The sequence below is a fragment of the Pseudomonas sp. S1_G07 genome, assembly GCF_054668565.1.
The window spans coordinates 5,119,459-5,140,124 of record NZ_CP162778.1 but is presented as its reverse complement, the minus strand read 5'-3'; the positions used below and the strand labels follow the sequence as shown (position 1 = coordinate 5,140,124).

The 20,666-nt window shown below is 54.8% G+C and carries 16 protein-coding genes and 4 pseudogenes; 9 read left to right on the top strand and 11 right to left on the bottom strand.

Going from position 1 to position 20,666, the window contains the following annotated elements; all coding sequences use genetic code 11:
* Positions 1-129 precede the first annotated feature (129 nt).
* Positions 130-900 (bottom strand): annotated as a pseudogene (locus AB4O05_RS23425) (MCP four helix bundle domain-containing protein); the annotation flags it as partial.
* A 250-nt stretch (positions 901-1,150) separates the two neighbouring features.
* Here AB4O05_RS23425 and AB4O05_RS23420 point away from each other — a divergent pair.
* The 3 genes from AB4O05_RS23420 to AB4O05_RS23410 all read left to right on the top strand — a co-directional run bounded on the left by AB4O05_RS23420 (position 1,151) and on the right by AB4O05_RS23410 (position 3,118).
* Positions 1,151-1,690, top strand: coding sequence for an AAA family ATPase (locus tag AB4O05_RS23420; RefSeq protein WP_460135056.1), 540 nt, complete (start codon positions 1,151-1,153; stop codon positions 1,688-1,690).
* 143 nt (positions 1,691-1,833) lie between these two features.
* Positions 1,834-2,271, top strand: a complete 438-nt coding sequence (locus AB4O05_RS23415) for a GNAT family N-acetyltransferase (RefSeq protein WP_460135058.1) — start codon at positions 1,834-1,836, stop codon at positions 2,269-2,271.
* A gap of 334 nt (positions 2,272-2,605) precedes the next feature.
* Complete coding sequence (locus tag AB4O05_RS23410; RefSeq protein ID WP_460135060.1) at positions 2,606-3,118, top strand: GNAT family N-acetyltransferase; 513 nt, start codon at positions 2,606-2,608, stop codon at positions 3,116-3,118.
* A gap of 376 nt (positions 3,119-3,494) precedes the next feature.
* Here the strand turns inward: AB4O05_RS23410 and AB4O05_RS23405 are convergent, their stop codons facing one another.
* The 3 genes from AB4O05_RS23405 to AB4O05_RS23395 form a co-directional block, all read right to left on the bottom strand.
* Positions 3,495-3,905: a hypothetical protein gene (locus tag AB4O05_RS23405; RefSeq protein WP_460135062.1), complete on the bottom strand. Its 411-nt coding sequence runs from the start codon at positions 3,903-3,905 to the stop codon at positions 3,495-3,497.
* On the bottom strand, positions 3,887-4,309 hold the full coding sequence (locus AB4O05_RS23400; protein ID WP_460135064.1) for a hypothetical protein: 423 nt from the start codon (positions 4,307-4,309) through the stop codon (positions 3,887-3,889). The genes AB4O05_RS23405 and AB4O05_RS23400 overlap by 19 nt, the downstream gene beginning before the upstream one ends.
* Positions 4,310-4,378: 69 nt before the next feature.
* Positions 4,379-4,828, bottom strand: a complete 450-nt coding sequence (locus AB4O05_RS23395) for a hypothetical protein (RefSeq protein WP_460135066.1) — start codon at positions 4,826-4,828, stop codon at positions 4,379-4,381.
* A 685-nt stretch (positions 4,829-5,513) separates the two neighbouring features.
* On the opposite strand from AB4O05_RS23395, the gene AB4O05_RS23390 reads away from it, so the two are divergent.
* Positions 5,514-5,768, top strand: a complete 255-nt coding sequence (locus AB4O05_RS23390; protein WP_460135068.1) for a hypothetical protein — start codon at positions 5,514-5,516, stop codon at positions 5,766-5,768.
* Positions 5,769-6,077: 309 nt separating this feature from the next.
* Here the strand turns inward: AB4O05_RS23390 and AB4O05_RS23385 are convergent, their stop codons facing one another.
* The 5 genes from AB4O05_RS23385 to AB4O05_RS23365 form a co-directional block, all read right to left on the bottom strand.
* On the bottom strand, positions 6,078-7,382 hold the full coding sequence (locus tag AB4O05_RS23385; protein WP_460135069.1) for a threonine/serine exporter family protein: 1,305 nt from the start codon (positions 7,380-7,382) through the stop codon (positions 6,078-6,080).
* Positions 7,363-8,769, bottom strand: a complete 1,407-nt coding sequence (gene fumC, locus AB4O05_RS23380; protein WP_460135071.1) for a class II fumarate hydratase — start codon at positions 8,767-8,769, stop codon at positions 7,363-7,365. Before fumC ends, AB4O05_RS23385 begins: the two co-directional genes overlap by 20 nt.
* A gap of 48 nt (positions 8,770-8,817) precedes the next feature.
* Positions 8,818-10,311: a malate dehydrogenase (quinone) gene (gene mqo / locus AB4O05_RS23375; RefSeq protein ID WP_460135073.1), complete on the bottom strand. Its 1,494-nt coding sequence runs from the start codon at positions 10,309-10,311 to the stop codon at positions 8,818-8,820.
* Entirely contained in the window at positions 10,308-10,721 is a 414-nt protein-coding gene (locus AB4O05_RS23370) for a cupin domain-containing protein (RefSeq protein ID WP_460135074.1), read from the bottom strand. Before AB4O05_RS23370 ends, mqo begins: the two co-directional genes overlap by 4 nt.
* A 190-nt stretch (positions 10,722-10,911) precedes the next feature.
* Positions 10,912-11,337 carry a hypothetical protein gene (locus AB4O05_RS23365; protein ID WP_460135076.1) on the bottom strand — a complete coding sequence of 142 codons (426 nt, stop codon included), beginning with the start codon at positions 11,335-11,337 and terminating at the stop codon, positions 10,912-10,914.
* Between the two features lie 211 nt (positions 11,338-11,548).
* Between AB4O05_RS23365 and AB4O05_RS23360 the strand changes: the two genes are divergently transcribed.
* On the top strand, positions 11,549-12,052 hold the full coding sequence (locus tag AB4O05_RS23360; protein ID WP_460135078.1) for a helix-turn-helix domain-containing protein: 504 nt from the start codon (positions 11,549-11,551) through the stop codon (positions 12,050-12,052).
* A 25-nt stretch (positions 12,053-12,077) separates the two neighbouring features.
* Here AB4O05_RS23360 and AB4O05_RS23355 read toward each other — a convergent pair whose 3' ends face one another.
* Positions 12,078-17,231, bottom strand: a complete 5,154-nt coding sequence (locus tag AB4O05_RS23355; protein ID WP_460135080.1) for a trifunctional serine/threonine-protein kinase/ATP-binding protein/sensor histidine kinase — start codon at positions 17,229-17,231, stop codon at positions 12,078-12,080.
* A gap of 365 nt (positions 17,232-17,596) precedes the next feature.
* On the opposite strand from AB4O05_RS23355, the gene AB4O05_RS23350 reads away from it, so the two are divergent.
* The 3 genes and pseudogenes from AB4O05_RS23350 to AB4O05_RS23340 form a co-directional block, all read left to right on the top strand.
* Entirely contained in the window at positions 17,597-18,622 is a 1,026-nt protein-coding gene (locus AB4O05_RS23350; protein ID WP_460135082.1) for a response regulator, read from the top strand.
* A 24-nt stretch (positions 18,623-18,646) separates the two neighbouring features.
* A complete protein-coding gene (locus AB4O05_RS23345; protein WP_460135084.1) occupies positions 18,647-19,048 on the top strand; it encodes a response regulator transcription factor in 402 nt (133 codons plus the stop codon).
* A gap of 129 nt (positions 19,049-19,177) precedes the next feature.
* Positions 19,178-19,370: pseudogene (locus AB4O05_RS23340) on the top strand (IS110 family transposase); the annotation flags it as partial.
* Positions 19,371-19,455: 85 nt separating this feature from the next.
* On the opposite strand, the pseudogene AB4O05_RS23335 reads toward AB4O05_RS23340, so the two are convergent.
* Positions 19,456-20,078 (bottom strand): annotated as a pseudogene (locus tag AB4O05_RS23335) (tyrosine-type recombinase/integrase).
* 327 nt (positions 20,079-20,405) lie between these two features.
* On the opposite strand from AB4O05_RS23335, the pseudogene AB4O05_RS23330 reads away from it, so the two are divergent.
* A pseudogene (locus AB4O05_RS23330) lies at positions 20,406-20,546 on the top strand (suppressor of fused domain protein); the annotation flags it as partial.
* Between the last annotated feature and the right edge of the window lie 120 nt (positions 20,547-20,666).

Here is a 20,666-nt window from a genome sequence, read left to right as displayed (position 1 = left end):
CTCCACTTCGTGGCTCTGTTGCTGCATGCCTGTATTCGCATTTTCGGTTACGACATGCATTTGCTCGGATGTGGATGCCAGTTGGTTGGATGAGTCAGCTATTGATAAGAGTGTGGATCGCAAGCTGGCCTGCATCGCTTTCAAAGCATGCATCAGCCGCGCTACCTCATCTGTGCCTTGCACATCGATCACTTCGCTGAGGTCATTTTTTGCAATCCGCTCAGCGATTGCCAATGATCGATTCACTGGGACGGTGATGCTTCGGGTGTACATAAAAGCCAGGGCGATTGCAGCCAACGTACTCACCAAGATGAAACTGCCGACGGTCAATTTGGTTTGTTCGTAAATACGTGTGGCGTCTTTGCCGGCATTATTCGCTTTGTTGTTATTGAGCTCTATCAGATTCTGGATAACTGCGTTTACGTCATCCGCCACAAACTTCATAACCTCGCTGGACAGTTTGACTGCATCCTCGAGTTTTCCGGCACCTGTCAGGGTCAAGTATTGATCCTGAACGTTCTGATAGGCGCTATAGGCTTTCACCAATTCCCCGAAAAGCTCTTTGCCCTTAGGCGTCACTATGAGAGGTTGAAGCTGCTGGATAATGTCCTTAAAACTGCCTCTCGATTTTTGCAGCTCTGCCAGCGCTTGAGCTCTGCGCTCGGCAGGCTCGATAGGGTTACGGATTCTCGAATTGTTATTTCTGATGCTTATGAATTCTCGGTCCATCTTGGCGAGCAGTGAAATGCTGGGCACCACATTGGTTTCTACAAACTTTTCAGCGGCGTTCAAGCTCGCTGCCTGGTTGAGAGCTACCAGTCCCAACCCAATGATCATCAAGCAGAAAAAACCGAAGCTAAGTGTGGAACGTGGTGCGAGATTGAGTTTGCGCAGAATCATATTGAGACCTCTCCCTGATCCCACTACATCGGCAGCCGATTGAGCCACAGCAGCCCGTCCATCGGGTGCGATGCATGCTACTGCTACGAGTCCACTTCGGCAGAGGCTCTCCAGGGTATCTGGATCAGCGTGGCGTTCCTGTTACCCGCATGGATCTGGTCTGCTGACCGCTTGTTGTTGACCGAGATAGGCATTGACGTAAAATCGCGCCCCTCCAAAAAATCAGCTTGCATAGCGAGAAGGAGCTTCGATGCAACGGGTGATGATTGTTGGTCAACCTGGGTCAGGCAAAAGCACTTTGGCGCGTGAGCTTGGTCAGCGCACGGGGTTGCCGGTCGTTCATATCGACACTATTCACTGGCAGCCAGGGTGGATCGAACGAAGTCGAGACGAGAAGACACAGCTTTGTCTCGATGTAGAGGCCCGAGATTGTTGGATATTCGAAGGTGGCCATTCAGCCACTTGGGACAACCGGCTGGCCCGTGCAGATATTTTGATATGGATTGATCGTTCGGCGACGCTTCGATTCTTGCGCGTACTGCGCAGAACCCTGCTCCAACGCGGTCAGTCTCGGCCTGACTTGCCGGAGAATTGCCCCGAACTGCTGATGAACCTGCCGGAGTTTTTTAGATTCATGTGGCGGACGAAAAAATCAGCGCGAGAAAAGATGAAGCAACTTGTTGCAACAGCGCCATCAGCTTGCCGCGTGGTTTGTCTGCGCTCTAATCGGGATACCGGCATTTTTCTCGCGAGCATTGGAAATTCGACCGTCCACACTCCGCGAGATTGATCGACGGTTGCCTGATTCAATGCGGAACTGCCGTTTACGAGTGGCTGCTATTGCCATAGCTGCCGCTTGCGTGCGCACAGTCCGCACATTGAGATCCTAGCAACTCAGAAGCTTCGTACCCAATCAGGTAGGACTGACCGCCAATGGAGATTCAACGGGTTACGCACATGCCGCCACAAATTTCTGCCCTTGAGAAAGAGGCTGTGGCAGAAGGTTTCAGGTTTATCACCCGGCTGACCTCGGAATGGCATTCAGGTACCAATCGCTTCGATGCGCCAGGCGAATGCCTAATGGCAGCGTATCTAGACCGGCAACTGGTGGGCGTTGGAGGTCTGTCTGTTGATCCGTTCACGCATACCCGCACAGGAAGGCTGCGGCGTGTTTATGTGATTCCTGCGTCACGGGGGCAACAGATTGGCAGGCGACTGGTTAGCGCCTTGCTTACCCACGCCGCTTTGCACTTTGAAAGTGTGCGTCTTTTCACCGACACTTCTGAGGGAGGCGCTTTTTACCTGCGCTGCGGCTTCACACGAACTCGAGACGCTCATGCGACTCACATCGTGCAGCTAAGAAACCTCTAACTCTGGCAGCTATCGGCCCAGAGTGTGTAAAAACGTTTTTCAGCGCTGCACGCATCCGAAACCACATTGAAATTCGCGTTTCTACGCAAAATCTGTGTCTGCTCACCTGCCGATAAATTTCAGATTTAACGTAGATGCGCCCACTTCAATTTTGGCGAAGCGTTTTTATACACTCTGGGCCGGTAGCGGACGTCAGCCCGATAGTCTTAGTGGACTTGAGACCGTGTTCGTCTTCATCATGAAGATCACAAATAGGTAGGACAGGTGCTCCCGGGAGCATTTGAGTCAGTGGTCCGGATAACGCTATCTGGAAAGTAGGTGACTAAAAAATATTATGGAAATGTCAAACGTTAAGCTTGCTCGGGTAACGCGTAAAGATATTGATGAGCTTCTACACGCGAATCAGGAAAGCCGGGAATATCATGGCCACTGGGTACAGCCGTTCACAACCGCTTCGGGGTTCGAGGAGTGGTATTCGGCTCAAATCACAGGCGCAAGTGTTGGGCTACTGGCCCGCGATAGAGAATCTGGTCAGATTGTCGGGGTCACCCATCTAAGCCAGATATTCTATAAAGGATTTCAAAACGCCTATCTCAGCTACTGGGGCATGGTCTCGTTTGCTGGGACTGGAAGAATGTCCCAGGCGGTGGAGTTGACAACGATGTATGCCTTTGAGGAGTTGGGGCTTCACCGTATTGAAGCCAATATTCAACCTGAAAATGTGCGATCAATAGCTCTGGTCAAACGTCTCGGATTTCAAAAAGAGGGGTTTTCTCCGAAATACCTTCAGATCGCCGGGGTCTGGTGCGATCACGAGCGCTGGGCACTACTGGCCGATGAACGCTAATCGTCCGGGCATCCCGTCTTGCACAACTAAGCCGGTTGCCAACGATGTTGATTCGTACGCGAGCGAGCACGCATCCTCCTGCCATAGCTCCTGGCCGATTGTGTTGAAAAAGTTGGTTTTCCCAAAACACTCGAATATTGATGGATGAAAACACCTCTGTTGCCCGCCGCTATGTGAAATCCGAGTACTGAACCGGCTGCCAAAAATTCAGATTTCAATCTCAGTCGCGTACTTTTCTGGCGTGGAATTCGAAGCTGACTGTTTTCAACAGAATCGGCCATAAGCCGACATTCACGAAAGACGGCTTTCGACCCAGAGTGTGTAAAAACGCTTCGTCATTGATCCGTGCAGTGACACATTGGTTGCTTTGGACTGGTCAGACCGTCGAAAGAGCAATCGCTTTTTCTAAGACGGCTTGTAACATCTGCTCCGGTGATTGTTCCTTGTTGAAGAAGCTCGGGGACAATTTATCAGAGTCGTTTTCAGTCGATTGCCTGAGAAGGGCGAGCGGCCCCGATTGTCCTAACTGCTCTTGGTAAAGACTTTTTATACTGTCCCTAAAACCATCAGGGTATGCCGCTTTCTCGACCGCTGGAAGATCATCGAAATAGTCCATGATGCCTTTGAAGATTTCACTGTTGTCACCGCCGTTCGTTATATTGGCGTACAACTTGGAAAAATATGTTTCATCCTGCTTACTAAGCTCCCCATAAGCGGCATATCGTTCTGCATCCGTATAGGTTCCTGAATCATCATAAACAATATTGCTTAGCCCGTTTCGGGCCATACCTTCAAATGGGTTTGGAAGTTTTTCGGGGGGAGCTTAGAAAGCCCAATTGCGTAATCTAGTGACTGCTGACCTAACGCCAAACGGGCAGCGTCATCTGTTTTGGGAAGTAGATCCTCATTATTAAGATTCCCGCCAGCAATCCGCTGCCCGAAATTGTACATATCGCTCTGACCTTTTGCATATTGTCCTTTTAAATCCCTATTGGACATAGAGGCTTGTTTGTCATCAGCGTTACTTAATGCGTACAGTGCTCGTGCAGAATCGGAGATTGTGACGGTCTCCGTCGTCTTGAGGGCGGCATCTCCTGAAGGTAAATTTACAGGGTTGGACGAAGGAAGCTTCTCTTGTGTAGAAACCTTTGCCTGTGTACTTGCTTGATACGATTTGATCGAAATATCCATGGTGATACTCCATACGCTGAAGATAGTTCGAGAGCTATCTTCAGCTAGGGTGCCTATACAAATGTCGGATTATTTGATTTCAAATTCGACAGTGTAGTTATAGGGAGGCGCTGATTGAATTGCTGTGATATTGGCGTTGCAAGTAGCGTTATCGAAACCAGTGCTAGTGCCCATTTTAGTCCAGCTAGGGGCTTTAGTCGTTGGATTGACCTGGTGGCTTGCTGCAAAACGACATTTCTTATTACCTGAAGTATAGACGAATCGCATTCCTGAAACCGTATCCGCGACACTGGTCAGGGCAAATGTTGTCGTTGCAGACGGCAGAATCGTACTTGGGGTGGGAGCTACACTCCCTGAAAAGTACTCGAAAGTGTACGCGGCTGGACCGGTCGTAGAGTTCTTCACCTTCACGGTGACGATTGTGCCTGCTTGGGCAGATGCAATCATAGAGGCGAATAGAGTTGCTGCTCCGAACAGTTTAGCGAATTTCATAAATATCCCTTTAAATTTGATAGTCACTATAACTCTTGTCCTTCCGCGTCGTCTTGTATAGAAAAGACAGCAAGACTCAACCTCTATAGCGGCAGGTAACCATAATTCTTTAAGCCAAGGATCGCTGTTTTTGACACATCGGATGAATAAAGATTTCACAATCTGCAGGAACTAACACATATCCAGCCTGCAATCCTTCAATTTCAATAGCTTGCGCAGTGGTCTTGGTTGCCGCTACCGGCTATCACCATAGTCATAGTACATAGGTTGAGTTATTAATTTTCGCCATTGCCCGTCGGCACCACTATGCTCTGCTCGTTTCGGTAGAAAGATGACCGCCTGTCGATGCGCAGAGGTCGCTGGCACGATTCAGCCAATGATTTCTATGTCTTCGGTCTCCCACCAGTGCTGACGTGCCTAATAACACTTTCCACTGTGTGAGAGTGAGAAGAGGCCAGTCGGGTAGGCCAGCGGGTATGGATCTATGAAGCGCAATACGGCAGGCCGACAGGAACCGCGGCTGGCTATATGGTGGTGCCGTCGACGCAGGCCGTACCATCCTCCTGGCAAAGTCGGCGGACGCGTGGGTAGCGGCCACCGTCAGGAATGAAGAGCAGGCCGCCGTCGCTCGGGCGGCGGGGGCAGATTTGGTGTTGGACCGTCTCGCCCACTTCTGGAGGAATCGGCATTGAGCTCTTTAAGGACATCAGCTGTGAAGTACGCAATCTGCGCCACCTTGCTTCTGGCGCTGAGCGGCTGCGTGACCATGTCGGGTGAGTACACCATGACGGCTCACGACGCTTCCGGCGCTCAGATAAAAAAGCTCGGAACCTTCGTTGCCCAAGGCCATAACATTTACCCCATACGTAACGCCTTCTGTCTTAACGCGCCAGGGGCCACGGTGATCATTCGCGACGCCAAAACCGGCGAGGAACTGCGCAGCGAGAGTCCTTACCACTGCCGCTAATCCTGCCAGCAAATTTTCCGTTTGAATTGCTCCTGATTTTGTAGACACCGCCATGCATTTGCTCGACCGGCTTCTTTTTGGCCGATGGCTGCCGCTCATAAACGGCAGCTATTGGCCGGGAGCTGCATGTAGTGACCGGCATCCAAGTGGGTTACATCGAACCAGAAACCCGCTAAGTTTGGAGCCGATGCGCGCAAACCAACCATGGGGCGACGGGTATCCGGGGGGCGGAAGAGGTAGCGACCCTATATTTATTCCTTAAATTGAAACGTGAATCACCGGTTCGTACTTGCTATTGATCCTCCCTGTTTACTTGCCACGGCTTGCGGATGCGGTTACACGGAACAAACGATCCATGGCCAACTTGGGGCCGATCAGGCCAAGACTCATCGCGAAGAGGATGCTAGTGGAGGTCATTACGTTGGAAATCATCTCTTGTATCCCTGTGTCATCGCTTAAGCCGTGTACTAGCGTTAGTAATCCGCTAGCTAGGCGAAACAGGTACACGCCTGGAATCAGTGACACTACTGCAGCGAAACCTACCGCTGCAAATGGCATGCGATACCGATGCGAGACCGGGGTCAACGCTACCCCAACCAATGTGCATGCGATGAACGCTGCGGTTGCAAGCTCACAACCCAGAGTGAGCAGCCACCAACGCACTACGTGTGCGCTCACGCCCACTGCAACCGGCCAAAGGACCATGCGCAAAGGCGTTGAAAAAAACACGCTGAAGGCAAGCACCGCGATGCCGGACGCGATCATGTCGTCCCAAATCGATACGGCCACCGCAGCGGGTTCAGGAGGCAATGACACACCTAGTGTGGCTAGCCCCAACAACAAGCCCGCTGTGATTGAGCTGATGATCAGTCCTGCATAGATGAGCCTGCACCCACCGAGCCTGAGTCGAGCTTTGAGGGCATCGGCAGCGGCGTTGAGTAAGTGCGGACCCGGAACCAAAACCATGCACGGGCACACTGCGACTAGACGCAGTGTCGAGCTAAGATCTAAACGTACTGCGACTGCTCCGACCAGCCCGGCCAGTAAGGCGGCCGTAAACGGCTGTATGAGCAGATTCCCGGTATGCCTCCCTAGCTTGCGGCGCAAGAGTGCACCTATGCCGGCGCATGCGAAGATCAAGAGCGCCGGAGTTACATGGCGCAGTCCGAAGATCACTGCGAGGGCCACAGCACCTGCTGCTGCGGCCAAGGCGAACGTCCAATCTCCGGTAGGAGGTCGAATGCTTATAGCTGTAAGTTTTGCAAACGCTTGCGCAGGCCTCAAACGGCCTGCTTCCACGTCCGCTACCACTCGCATAGCGGCGGCAACTCGGTCCATGTTGACGGCGGTGGGACTGATCTTGATCCAGCCAAAGCCTTGCGACCCAAGCGTGTTCGGTGCGGATAATGTCTCCACCAACGACAAGCCGCTCCAGCGCGGCACCAACTTGGCGTCAATGCCCAGAACAGTGGCCAGCCGTTGAGCCGCGTCGACCACCTGATCAGTCATCTGCCCGTTGCCATACAGCACCTTGGCCGCGGTCAGTACGAGTTGAGCATTTAGGTCTTCGCCACTCAATGGATTATCCACTGGGTCACTGAGGGGGCGCGACATAGGGCGAAACCATCTTGCGGGGATCGACGATTCGGTCGAACTCTTCTTCGTCAACAAAGCCCAGATGCAGCGCCGCAGCCTTAAGCGTGAGGTCGTTGTCCATGGCGAAGTGGGCGATTTTCGATGCTTTGTCATAACCGATGACGGGGGCGAGCGCAGTCACCAGCATCAGTGACTGCTCAACATTCTCCTGGATTTTCTTGAGGTTCGGCTGAGTTCCCTCCACCAGGAAACGTCGGAAATTCACACACCCATCGGTCAGCAGCGTGATTGAGTGGGTAACGTTGAAGATGATCAAGGGTTTGTAGACGTTCATCTCCAGATAGCCCCCAGCGCCACCAAAACCAACTGCAACGTCGTTGGACATGACCTGAACAGCCAGCATGGTCATTGCCTCGCACTGTGTCGGATTGACTTTCCCCGGCATGATTGAGGAGCCCGGCTCATTCTCGGGGATGATGAGTTCGGCAAAACCTGCGCGCGGCCCGCATGCCATAAGTCGAATGTCGTTAGCGATTTTGTATAGCGAAACTGCAAGCGTACGCAGCGTCCCCGAAAGTTGTACCAGCCCGTCATGTGCACCCTGAACGGCGAATTTATTGGGAGCAGTCACAAATGGCAGGCCTGTCAGTTGCGCGATGCCCGCCGCCGCAGCTTCGGCAAAACCAGGTGCCGAGTTGATGCCGGTACCCACGGCAGTTCCCCCCAACGCCAGCTGATAGACGCTATTGAGTGCGTAATCGATTCGCTCCAGATCGTCCGACAGCATACCTGCGTACCCCGACCATTCCTGGCCCAGCGTCAGTGGCGTGGCGTCCTGCATGTGTGTGCGGCCGATCTTGACGATATTCTTCCAGGCCTCGACTTTAACGTTGATCGAATCGCGTAGCGCTGTAACGGCAGGCATTAGCCGTTCCTTGACGTTGGCCGCTGCAGCGATGCACATCGCAGAGGGAAAACTATCGTTGGACGACTGCGCCATGTTGACGTGATCATTGGGATGTACGGGTGTTTTGCTGCCCAACTCGGTGCCTGCGAGCTGACAGCAGCGGTTTGAAATGACTTCGTTGACATTCATATTGAACTGGGTACCGCTGCCCGTCATCCAGACGTGCAGAGGAAACATGTCGCGGTGCTGGCCGGCGAGAATCTCGTCGCACACCTTAACGATCAAGGCGCAAGGTTGCGCTTGCAGGCGTCCGCCATCCCGGTTTGCCAGGGCGGCTGCTTTCTTGAGGGTGGCGTAGGCTGTGATCATCTCGCGGGGCATCAGGTCACTGCCAATACTGAAATGTTCAAGTGACCGTTGTGTCTGGGCACCCCAGAGTTTGTCGGACGGTACGCTGACAGGTCCCAGACTGTCATGCTCGATACGAGTGTCTGTCATATTCATCTCCGGTTGGCGAAGGTGTTTCAGGTTATCGGATGACAACGTTCAGACGTTTTCCAGTCTGAGTATCCGGGCTGTTTCGGCGCGGGTTCTACGGCATGCGTCGGCGTCCTGAGCAAGGTCGATGGTATAAGTTGGAAAGATCGCCTTGAGTCTGGATAACCAGCGCTCATCCTTCAGTTGATCGGCGAAGCATTTGTGCAGCACTTCGACGGCGATATAGGCTGCCGTGGAAGCGCCGGGCGATGCGCCCAGCAAGGCGACGATGGAGTTGTCGCTGGCGCCGATCAGTTCTGTGCCAAACTCCAGCACGCCGGTGCGTTCCTTGTCCGGGCGGATAATCTGCACGCGCTGCCCGGCAATCGCTTCACGCCATTGGTGGCGCTGAGCATTGGGAAAAAACTCGCGCAGCATCGAGAATTGGCTGGCCGACGTCTGCAGTACCTGGCCGATCAGGTATTCGCTCAATTGCCAGTCGTCGCGGGCCACGGCAAGCAGCGGCAGTAGGTTGCCTGGCTTGATCGACGCAAGCAGGTCGGTCAAGGAGCCGTGCTTGAGGAATTTGCTGGAGAACCCCGCGTAGGGGCCGAACAGCAATGAGCGTTTGCCATCGATGATGCGAGTGTCCAGATGGGGCACCGACATGGGCGGCGAACCGTGTGCCGCCTTGCCGTAAACCTTAGCCTGATGCCTTGCACTGATGTCTTCAGCGTCGCAACGCAGCCAGATTCCGCTGACGGGAAATCCACCGTAGCCATGACCTTCGGGAATACCGGATTTCTGCAGCAGTGTGATCGACGCGCCGCCGGCGCCGATAAACACGAATTTCGCGCGGATGATCCGCTTGCTCTGGGCCAGGGTGTCTTCAATGGTGACCCTCCACAGGCCGTCGGCTTCCTGGGCCAGGTCGGTGACTGTGTGCTTGTACCGCACGCAAACCCCTGGCTGCGCTACCAGTTGGTCCACCAGCAAATGGGTCAGTGCGCCGTAATCGACGTCAGTGCCGGTTACGATCCGGGTCGCCGCCACCGGTTGGTCGGCCGAGCGCCCCTCCATGATAAGCGGCGCCCAGCCCGCGATAACAGTGTGATCCTCGCTGTATTCCATCCCGTGGTAGCAGTGGTGAGCGGACATCGCCTTGAATCGCGCCCGTAGGAACTCGACGTTCTCCTGCCCCCAAACGGCGCTCATGTGTGGGCAGGGGTGAATGAAGGCGCGCGGATCGGGAATGGCGCCCTTGCTGACGAGAAAAGACCACAATTGGCGGGACAGATCGAACTCAGTGTTGACCTCCAGCGCCTTGGCGATATCAATGCTGCCATCCGGCAAACGGGGTGTGTAATTCATCTCGCAGTTGGCGGCATGCCCGGTGCCTGCGTTGTTCCATGCCTGTGAGCTTTCGAGTGCGCAGTCTTCGAGTGTCTCGCACATGACCAGCGTCAGCGAGGGCTCGAGTTCCTTGAGCACGGTGCCGAGCGTGGCACTCATGATGCCGGCGCCGATCAGCAAAACGTCGGTTCTTTCGGGCATAACGTTCATGGTCGTTGCTCCTTCAGTTGAGATTTTGCTAGTGGCAGAAAAGGCACCGCTGCGTCCGCAGCCAGGATGAGGTACGCGCGATGCCAGGGCTTATCGTCAACGAGTGTCCAGCTGTGGCCGCTGCCTGTGGTGTCTTCTGCAAACAGAATGTCGCCTGGGTACAGCGTGAAGTGCTCATTCCTGCGGGTTTTGAAGTCCAGGGTGCCGCTTAGGTTGATCACTAATTGCCGCGCCGGGGCGTCGTGCCATGCAAATGCACCACCGGCTCTGGTTTCGCGAAATGAAACGGAAACGACATCAATCAGGCCGCTTAGTACGTCATCACGTTCGCCGTACGGTAAATCGAGCGTGCCTTCTTCAAAAATCGAATCGTGTTCATCTGAAGTCCAAATTCGCACGCAGCGGATCATGGGCTGCATCCTCCGTTGGGGGCATGGCATTCGCCATACAAATTCAAAGGGTGTTGTGCTGCTGATCAAATTAGCGAGGGCGTTAGAGGGCGGATTGAACGGTTGTGATATTGGCCGGACGGTAGGGCCTGGAAAGGAGGGCCGTCTTGCCTTGAACAAGACGACGTGTGGCTGCAGCGAGCAGCGCGCGCTATTGCTTGAGCCAGGATGGCAAATCAGAAACAGGGCAATAGGTGAAGGATGTTGCCTTCACGCCTTCGCCTGCGATAAAGGTCAGCGCGTCCTTAATCAGGATCGATTCACGAGCGACTTTTCGAGGCCCATCACCTGCCGATGTATCGATGCAGGATTGGTCGAGCACATAACGCTTACCTGTTTGCTTGACGATCTTCGCAACACAGGCATGGGTAGCGGAACCATGGATGCCCTTGCCGTCATAAATTCGAATACCGGCATTCGCCGGGTCGGCACAGTCTTGACCTTTCGCGACAAAAACACCGGGCTTGAGCGGCAGAACGCCACCCGGTTTTGGCGTGTTATCAACGCTTGCAAACGCGCAGACCGCGGAAAAGGAACAAGTCGTGATCGCAGTTATCACTAACATTCTCTTGAGCATGAGGAATCCTTGTAGTTGAGGTAAGTAATACGTACCCACAGACCTGGGTAAACCTTAAGAACATTATCCAAAGGATAACAAGCGTGTCGTTCAGGGTGTCTGATCCCTGTGTTTGCGGGAGGTTCGAGCCTTAACAACTCTTAAGCCACGCAAAGGTCTTTTATGGGGTTCGTTTGCAAAGATGGCTTCGTACAAAACACGGAGACAGGCAATGAACCTAACGAACCAGTACATCGAAACCAAGGTAGATAAAAAATATCTGCCAACCGCCTTTGTTGGCGAAATGCAAACGTCTGCGGTAGCCAATGTCGCCTCTGCCAACGACCACACGATTGGCCGCCACAGTCTTGACGTGGACGAGCGCTATCACCTGGCGCCATGGTTGCTTCGAAAGGCTAAAGAGTGCTTGTCCTGCAACATCAGTGAGCGTCGTTTGATCGCCACCGTGGCTCGCGAGTGCTTCCTGTCGAGGAGTCATTTCTCCCGGGCGTTCAAAAAGGCGACGGGCTTGTCCCCTCGAGATTGGTACATCCATGCCAAGCTTGAACGCGCCCAGCAACTGCTCAAGGAGACCCGGCTGCCCATTTCCCATATCTCGATCGAGTGTGGCTTTGCCGATCAGGCCCATTTGTGTAGAACCTTCGGCCGGATGCTGGGTGTCACGCCGTTACGCTGGCGCAAGGCCAATCAAGTGTCTGGCGCCTGCACCGCCTGACCGGGCGGTACATGGTTTGACGACACTACGGGGACTCGACAAGCGGAAGGCTAAGGCTTATTTCGAATCCTTCACCGGGTCTGGAAGAGGTACTGAGTTTCCCATGATGGGCCGTGACTATCGAACGGCATATCGAAAGCCCCATGCCCATGCCATTCCCCTTGGTTGTGTAAAACGGATCGAAAATTTGAGCGAGGGTGTCTTCCCCGGCGCCATCACCGTTATCAATGACACTCACATGCAGCATGCCGTGTTCGACACGCGATGCAATTTCAAGTTGTTTGTGTTCGCGCGCCGTTGCAGCCAAGGATTCCACGGCATTTGTGACCAGATTGTAAATGACCTGCTGCAACTGGACCGGATCCGCGGCGACCTCGGCGGCATCGCTGTTCAGTGACCTGATCAACTGGATGCGGTGCATCTCGATTTCCGTGGCTGTCAGTCGAAGCACCTCGCGCACCACATCGTCAACGACCACAGGCTTGCGATTGACCGCAGTCTGTTTGGCAAGCGAGCGCAATGCCTGGACGATATTGGCGGCGCGTACGCCATCGGTCCTGATGTCTTCAAGGCCGACGACCACCTCGTCGATGTCCGGCATTTCTCGCTGAAGCCACAACAGGCTGGCCGAGGCATTGGACACGATCGCGAGCAGCGGCTGGCTGATTTCGTGGGCGATGGAGGCAGACAGTTCGCCCATCACTGCAAGGTTCGAACTTTTGGCCAACTCCGCTCTGGAGATGCGCAACTCAGCCTCCATCGCAGCGCGTGCACTGTTCTCCTCCAGAAGCTGTTCATACAGTTGGACGGTTTCCAGAGAAATGAACGCCTGTGACGACAAAATTTCCAGCATCGACAATCGAGCGGCATTGAAGATGCCCGGAATCTGACAGTTTTCCAGATAGAGCAAGCCTTTCTGCACGCCTTGCTTGAGGATGGGCAGACACAGCACAGACCGCGCCGAGCGCTCATCAAGTTCGGAACGTATGGCCTCCGGGCAGGCGTGCTGGGCGTCTTCAAGGATAAGCGGCTTGCCGGTGCGCCAACTACTGTTCAGCACGGTTACCGGAAGCCTTTCATCGGTGGACAATGCAGAACCCAGGCGGACGACCACCTCTGCGCCTTCGACCCGGGCGATCGCTACGACTTCCAGCGCTCCATCGGCGTTGAGGAGTAGGGCGCCATTATCCGCGCCTCCATGCACCAGCAGATGAGTCACCAGCGACTCAAGAATTTCTTCGGGCAACCTTTGCTCCGAAAATACCTGGGCAGCTTTGATACCTACTGCCAAGTCCAGTTCGCTTTGCTTGGTCGACAGGGAGCTATATTCCTGCACGGCAGTACCTGCCAAAAAGGCGAATCTGTCCTCAAGTTGCGTGACCTTGCCGCCGGCCCCCCACAAACGGTAGGCATCGCGTGCGGCGCGCCAGTGGTGGCGCGCACCGGAAACCAGGCCACACGTATCGCAATGTCGTGCGGCAAGTTCGTGGGCTAAGGCTTTTTCGTGGATAAATCCGTTGGCGGCGGCGGCAATAGCGGACTGATCATAACAACGCAGCGCTTCAAGCATGTCGCCACCGAGCCGGGCCAGTTCGGCCTGCGTCAACAGCAGTTTGTTCAAGAACGTCGCTGGATTGAGTTCTGCCCAGAGTTTCAGGCGGTCATGACTTGTGCGTACCCTGAGCAGTCTTTGCTCCACGCTTAATTGCTCCGCGCATGAAACCGACACCGCGGAATAAAAATAGAAGTCCGACAAGTTAATGTGAGCCGGCATCGCCAAGGCCAACGGTCTTGCGTTATCAAAGCAGCGATCTGCATAGGCTGTGTCGCCGAAGATGACGGCCGACACGCCTGCATAGAGCCAGATCCAGAACAGCGTGGGCTTGGAGACCTTTTGTTCGTCTGAAATGGCAAAGCTGGCGTAGAGCTCTGCCTTGCAATGTTCGGCAGCGGAGTTAGGTCGGCCATTGATCATTTGCAGGGTAAAGATGCGCTGGGCCTTGATCGCGCGCTCGATATCGACGTACTGAAATTGTTGCACCACTGGCATGTATCGCGCAATTTCGTCGCCCACCGCCAATAGGTTTTCACCTTTGACCAGCAGGTCACCGATCAGATGCACGCAGGCATAACAGCCCATGCCGATGTCGCCGTTCACATGCCCGGATGTGATCGCAGCACGCGCGTGCTGCAGCGCGTAGTCGAAAGGACGTGTCCAGGGACTGACTTGATCGATCCCGAGCAGTACGGCTGTGCGTGAGCGTTCATGCTCATGGCGGTCTACCAGGGCCAGGCCCGCAAGCGCGAACTCGAGCCCTTCGGCGTAGCGGTCATAGCGGTGAGCGATATTCACACCGTACCACGCGAAACCGTAGCCACTGCTTTGGGTGGCACCGTGATGCAAGGTCAGCTCCACCATCTTCGCCAGATGCAGGAACGCGATGCCGTCGTCGACGAAGAACGCGGCGGCCAAGGTGGACAGCAGGTTCATCGCGCATTCGACGTCGGGGTCATTGGAACGCGGGATCGCCTCCGGGGAAAAACGATCGTGCGCGGCAACCGCTGTCCGCACCGTTTCGTCAGCCTGTTCCAGTTCGTCTTCACTGGGATTGCGCTTGAGTGGCAAGCCCATGATCTCCAGGCCTGCTAATGCCGAACTGATGGCACCTTCGTAGTCGGAATGGAGAGTGCGCAAGGTGGCCGCCAACCGATACGCCGTACCTCGATGCAGTTTTTGGACGGCCTGTTGCAGCAACACCTGTGTATCGAGGTCGGCCGCGATCAGGTCCCCAGTCAACAAGTTGCATTCACAACTCAGCAGCAGGACTTCATACATCAGTGAGTAATGCGTGTGCCAACCGTCGGCGCCCAGGCAGGCGCGACTGGTATCAAGGTATTCAAGCGCCTGGTCGATCGCGGCCGTGGCTTTCGCGCCTCGGGCGGCGTCGAGCAGCGCTTTCGCGAAGGGCGCAGTCTCCTCGTTCTGTACCTGTTCATTTCTGCAGGCCCGCAGAATCTGGTTGGCCACTTCATAAAGATCTTCGGCGCTGCTGGAGGAACGGTTGATCATCAGGCGAGCGATTAGTGCATGCTGGTGAGGTCGTTCGGCCGGCGGTGTGAGCTCATAGGCTGCTTCGAGCAGGCGGTCATGCGGGAAGAAGAGGGCGCTCGAGTCTTTCAGCAGCAGACCTGCTTCAATGAGGCTGTCGGCGACACTCATCAAGGTGTCGGCTTGCATTGCCGTCAATGAACAGAGGAAATCGATATCTGCGCGACGACCGATAACACTCAATTGGCGGATGAGCTCACGTTGTGCGACGGGCAACCGAGCCAGCCTGTTGACCACCAAATCCACCACGTTATCCGTGTAAGGATGCCGCGACAGCCTGCTGAGATCGCACTGCCAATCACCGGATTGGGCATTCACATCGAGCACGCCAATATCGATCATGTTGCGGATGATCTGATTGACGAAGAAGGGGTTGCCGCCGGTCTTGGCGTGAACGACTTGCGCGATGGACATCAAGGCGGACGGGCGGTCGCCAAGCAGCGCGACGATGAACTCGGCCACGGCGTCTACGGGCAGGGGCATGATGTGCAGTTCTGTCACCGGCATCATGGAAAAGCGTGTGTTATGGATGAAGCCGCCCGCGGCTTCCAGATGCGCGGCCTCGTGCTCGCGGTACGCCACAATGAGCAGGACGTGCCTGGGGGGCGAGGACAAGATGCTCTGTAGCAATGCCATTGTCGATTCGTCGGCCCACTGTATGTCGTCGAGGAATAAGACCAGCGGGCGATTGGGCTCTCCGAACGCTTCGAGCATTTCCCTGAGTGCTCGGTTTGCACGCTGCACGGCTTGATTGTGCGGAAGGTCATTCAAGCTTGAACCACGCCCCAGGAACCCTTCCATTTCGGGCACCATGTTAAGAATGATCCGCGCATCGCGATCAATCCGCGCGGCCAACCTTGCGCATACCGACTGCAGTTGATCCTGTCCGATTGCCATCAACTGCAGCGCCAGTGATCTGAGTGCCTGAGCCAGAGGGGCGAACGGGATATCAGTCTTGAGTTGGTCGCTTTTGCCCGAAGCGAAATAAGCCACCTGTCTGCCCAACTGAAGGACAAAATGTTCGACCAGCGTGGTCTTGCCGGCGCCCGGCGCGCCCCGCAGGACCACAAGTTCCGAGCGGCCTTTGGTGCTCACACGGGTATAGGCATGTCGAAGCGTGTCGGCTTCGTTTACCCTGCCAACAAGCTGGCGAACCTCATTGAGCGTCTTGGCTTTATCGGAATTGCCCAGGCTGAACATGTTCAGCGTACCCGAAGCGTCCCACTGGTCCGCGCAATGATCCAGATCGTTCAGCAACGCCTGAGCCGTTTGGTAGCGGCTGGCCGGATCTTTAGCGATCAGCTTCAGTATCAGCAGTGCCACTATCTCGGGAATCCCTGTATTGACTGTATGCGGCGATGCAGGCTGTACAGCCAAGTGCGCGTGCAGCCAACTTGGCGCATCCACCGCCTCCAGGGGAAGCTTGCCGGTAGCGAGCTGATAAAAGATGACACCCAGTGAATAAAGGTCGCTTTGAAAGTCGACGGTGGGGTGCGTCAGGCGAACCTGCTCCGGTGCGATATAAGGCCACTCTTTATGAGTCAAGGCTGGCAGCGCGCCCATTTCGTAAAGTGAGGCATAACCAAAGCTGCGCAACCGCGCTTGTCCGTTCGCATCCAGCACCACAGCCCCTGGCTGCAGCTGGCAATGGATGACGCCTGCCGCATGAACCCCTGCTATCGAGACGGTTACGGCTCGGGCAACCGCGAGGAACGTGCCGATGTCCAGGGGGCTCTGTTCAACGAGCGTTTCCACGCTCGACAACTTCTGTTCCGGGGAGAGAATGACAGGGCCATCTTCGGTGCGAATGAACGCTACCGGCAAGATAGCGCATCGGGGATCAAGCTTTCGCAGATCCAGATATTGATGTTCAAGCCGCTGGCATGTTGAGGTGGCCAGCCAACTGGCGCGGGCGGTGAACCAGTGCGTATCGGTCCCGGGGTGATGAAGCCACGCGTACGAGACCTCCCCGTCAAACCGCTCACATGTTTTTACGCAATCGTACAGCCAAGCCTCGTCGAAGACATGGGGTACACCGTCCTCTTGCGCCATGGAGCCCATGTTAGTCATAGCTGACATCACCGTTTTTTCAAATAGCGCCAATTCCGTCTTTATTGACGGTTCAGTGGAGCCCGTACAGGAGCGCAGCTATCGAGCTCCTGTTAGAGGCAGCGTTGAACGTTCGTGCGCAGCATGCATGCCTCTTGGTCGTTGCTCAACCAGTGTTAAAACAACATCACCGGGAAATTCAGTATTCCTTGAAAAATTGTATGGGTGTGCTCAGAGAGCGGGGTAACTTATTGATTTTTTTAAAAAGAACTGGTGATTTTCAGGTGGATTAGTCATTTAACCGGTTCACACTGGCCTGGCTGGCGCAAACTCACTTAGTATGCGAACGGAATGATTGGTGCTCTGTGATCAATAGCGGACATATTATGATTGCATTCGGTAATACTCTTGTCTTGTTAGAGCGCCGGGAAGTCGTTCAGGAGGGCCGATTGCTTCGTTTGGGCGGACGAGCATTCGATATTCTTGCGGTCTTGATCGAAGCCAACGGCGCGATCATCAGTAAAGACGAGCTGATCGAAAAGGTATGGGGCTGTACGGTTGTGGAGGACAACAACCTGCAGGTGCATATTTCCGGCTTGCGCAAAGTCTTGGGTGACGATGCGCAACTTATCCAAACGGTTCCTCGTCGCGGTTATCGACTCATACCGCCATCCATGCAGGGCGGCCAGGAGGCTATGACCGAGGAAACGGCGTCGCCGGTTTTCGTTCGCAAGGCTCAGGCCACTCGAAACGATCCAGGGTCGGAGCATCTCGAGCCAGAGGGCGCAGCCGAGCCGATCGTCTACATCGTGGATGACGAAGCTTCGGTGCGAAGCTCGTTGAGCCGCCTCTTGTCCGCCGCAGGAGTCGAGAACAAAACGTTCGAATCGGCCCAGGCATTTGCGGTCGTTACACACGGTGAACGTCCCGCCTGCCTGCTGCTGGACGTTCACTTGGCTACTACCAGCGGTTTCGAGCTTCAAGAGGAGTTGAGACGTTGCGGCTCCCCAATGCCCATCATTTTCATGTCGGGCGCCAGCACCGTGCCTATGTCGGTCAAGGCGATGAAGGCCGGCGCCATTGAGTTTTTGGTGAAGCCGTTCAGTGACCTTGAATTGCTGAGCGCGGTCAGAAACAGTCTGTCGACGGCCAGCCAGGCCTGGCAACAATGGATGCAAGTGTGCGACGCCGGTGCCCGTTATGCTTCCCTGACACCCAGGGAGCGCGAGGTCCTGACGTTGCTGGTAAAAGGCTATGCGAATAAAAAAATAGCTGCGCTGATAGGCACAAGCGAGATCACCGCCAAAGTGCATAAGAAGCACATAATGACAAAAATGCAGGCCGATAATCCGCTTGAATTGTATAGACTGCACGCACTGCTCATGGAGCAATCAGGTGGGCCAGGCGCTTGATACCCAGTCGAAAGCCTACTGTTTATGCCTAACATCATGTTCACTTATCCGTATCAGGCAATGCTCATGGTCAATATATGCGTTGTCGATGACGATATATCGGTTCGTAAAAGTCTTTCCAATTTATTGAAGTCGGCAGGCTATCAGGCCGTGAGTTATAGCTGCGGTGAAGATTTCCTCGCCTCTGAATTCTCTATTCTCGCTGCATGCGTGTTGCTGGATATCCGCATGCAGGGGATGTCGGGCAATGCGGTCCTGCAAGTCCTGAAGAGCTCGGGGCGAGAGATTCCCGTCATTTGCATGTCAGCACATTGGGATGAAGAGCTGGTGGCGGAAATTCTCGCCATCGGCGCGGTGGGGTATCTGCATAAGCCGTTCACTGGAGAGGCGCTCTTTCAGGCTGTCGCCAAAGCTCTCGATGTATAGCTTTTTTGAGGCGCTGCGCAAACAAGCCGACAATCGTAAGCAATGGGATGGACGTCCCCACCCATAGTCGCATCGTTGTGCCAGAGTAGAGGGGTGTCGCCAGCCACTTACACGCAGGCGTAATCAGCCATGGAAATCAGAACTGTTGGTATCGACCTCGCAAAAAACGTGCTCCAAGTCCATGGCATGAACGAGCGAGGCAAGCCTCTGTTGCGCAAGCAACTGAAGCGCGACCAGGTGGCAGTATTTTGCCAACCTACCGCCTTGCTTTATCGGTATGGAAGCGTGTAGCAGTTCTCACTACTGGGCTCGCAAGCTTGAATTGAATCGCCCCTAATTTTCTAGCCACTCAAAGAGCGCTTTTGGCCGGTTAGCGACGGTCTGACTTCGACCGTCGCTATGCATGGTCAAACCTCAGTCTGTTCCGCCATCTCCAGGGCGTCATCGACCTCAATCCCCAGGTATCGAACAGTGCTCTCCAGCTTCGTATGGCCGAGCAGCAACTGGACCGCCCGCAGGTTCTTCGTCCTGCGATAGATCAGTGATGCCTTCGTCCGTCTCATTGTGTGTGTGTGCCATACATGGCTGGATCAAGGTCCACGGCTTTCACCCAGCCTTTGACGATACGAGCGTATTGACGAGTAGATAGATGGTCTGAAGTATGCAGCCGGCTAGGAAAAAGGTAGTCCTCGCTGCGTAGCTGGGCCCGATGTATCCAGGCCCCGAGAGCAGATCGTGTTTGCTCAGTGATCTCAAACTGCACAGGCCGCTGCGTTTTCTGCTGCATAACCATGGCTCGTGGTGATAAGTGCTCGCCATGAGCAACATCGCGAACGCGGAGCTTGGTTAAGTCGCAGGCTCGAAGCTTGCTGTCGATGGCCAGATCGAAGAGAGCCAGATCTCGGGTTCTTTCCGCAATTTGAAGCCTTACTCGGATGGCCCAGATATCTCTCAGTCGGAGTGGGGTTTTCTGCCCGACCAGTTTTCCTTTGTTCCAGGGCTGACGTCTGCAGGTAGCGATGATGTTCATGACAAGTCCTCCACGTGTGGAAGGACAAGGATGGCTAATCGGAGCAACGGTCGCTAACCGGCCAAGAGCTGCCGTTGAGCGTCTACAAACCTAGCGGTGACTCACACTTTTTCACCATGGTGATGGAGGATCAAAATCTGCTTTTGCATTTTCATCGAAGCCAACACGCCAGAATGCGTTCAACGCCTACCATCAGATCAGCGAGTGCTGACATGTGTTCGGCTGAGCCGAAACCCAGCAAGGAATGCGCATGAACTTCTTCAAGAAACTTCTCATTTCATTGAAAGGCTCTTTAACCCAAAACGCCTCACCCACACCGCAACCCCGGTTCCAGTGGTATTGATCACAGCATCGGAGCTTGAATACGTTCGTTCTGGTGGGCGAGGAGCACGCGAGGATCTGGTAAGCCGTTTGAAGGCCGCGGGCATCAATCATATGAGCAGCCTCCATCGTGCCAGCGTTGTTTGACACCGCGCGGCTCCAGGAAATTGGCCTGCGCTGGCGATCACGCGGGTCCCTCCGTTGAAATAAGCTAACCGACCGCTCGGCAAGGGCGGTCGGGTTTCAACTTGTTCAAGGATTACCCGA

What these genes read in the sequence shown, in the direction of transcription:
- AB4O05_RS23350 (WP_460135082.1), top strand. Translation starts at nt 17,597, where the DNA reads ATGATTGCATTCGGTAATACTCTTGTCTTGTTAGAGCGCCGGGAAGTC.
- AB4O05_RS23345 (WP_460135084.1), top strand. Translation starts at nt 18,647, where the DNA reads ATGCCTAACATCATGTTCACTTATCCGTATCAGGCAATGCTCATGGTC.
- AB4O05_RS23420 (WP_460135056.1), top strand. Translation starts at nt 1,151, where the DNA reads ATGCAACGGGTGATGATTGTTGGTCAACCTGGGTCAGGCAAAAGCACT.
- AB4O05_RS23410 (WP_460135060.1), top strand. Translation starts at nt 2,606, where the DNA reads ATGGAAATGTCAAACGTTAAGCTTGCTCGGGTAACGCGTAAAGATATT.
- AB4O05_RS23405 (WP_460135062.1), bottom strand. Translation starts at nt 3,905, where the DNA reads ATGGCCCGAAACGGGCTAAGCAATATTGTTTATGATGATTCAGGAACC.
- mqo (WP_460135073.1), bottom strand. Translation starts at nt 10,311, where the DNA reads ATGAACGTTATGCCCGAAAGAACCGACGTTTTGCTGATCGGCGCCGGC.
- AB4O05_RS23360 (WP_460135078.1), top strand. Translation starts at nt 11,549, where the DNA reads ATGAACCTAACGAACCAGTACATCGAAACCAAGGTAGATAAAAAATAT.
- AB4O05_RS23370 (WP_460135074.1), bottom strand. Translation starts at nt 10,721, where the DNA reads ATGATCCGCTGCGTGCGAATTTGGACTTCAGATGAACACGATTCGATT.
- fumC (WP_460135071.1), bottom strand. Translation starts at nt 8,769, where the DNA reads ATGACAGACACTCGTATCGAGCATGACAGTCTGGGACCTGTCAGCGTA.
- AB4O05_RS23355 (WP_460135080.1), bottom strand. Translation starts at nt 17,231, where the DNA reads ATGACTAACATGGGCTCCATGGCGCAAGAGGACGGTGTACCCCATGTC.
- AB4O05_RS23415 (WP_460135058.1), top strand. Translation starts at nt 1,834, where the DNA reads ATGGAGATTCAACGGGTTACGCACATGCCGCCACAAATTTCTGCCCTT.
- AB4O05_RS23385 (WP_460135069.1), bottom strand. Translation starts at nt 7,382, where the DNA reads ATGTCGCGCCCCCTCAGTGACCCAGTGGATAATCCATTGAGTGGCGAA.
- AB4O05_RS23400 (WP_460135064.1), bottom strand. Translation starts at nt 4,309, where the DNA reads ATGGATATTTCGATCAAATCGTATCAAGCAAGTACACAGGCAAAGGTT.
- AB4O05_RS23365 (WP_460135076.1), bottom strand. Translation starts at nt 11,337, where the DNA reads ATGCTCAAGAGAATGTTAGTGATAACTGCGATCACGACTTGTTCCTTT.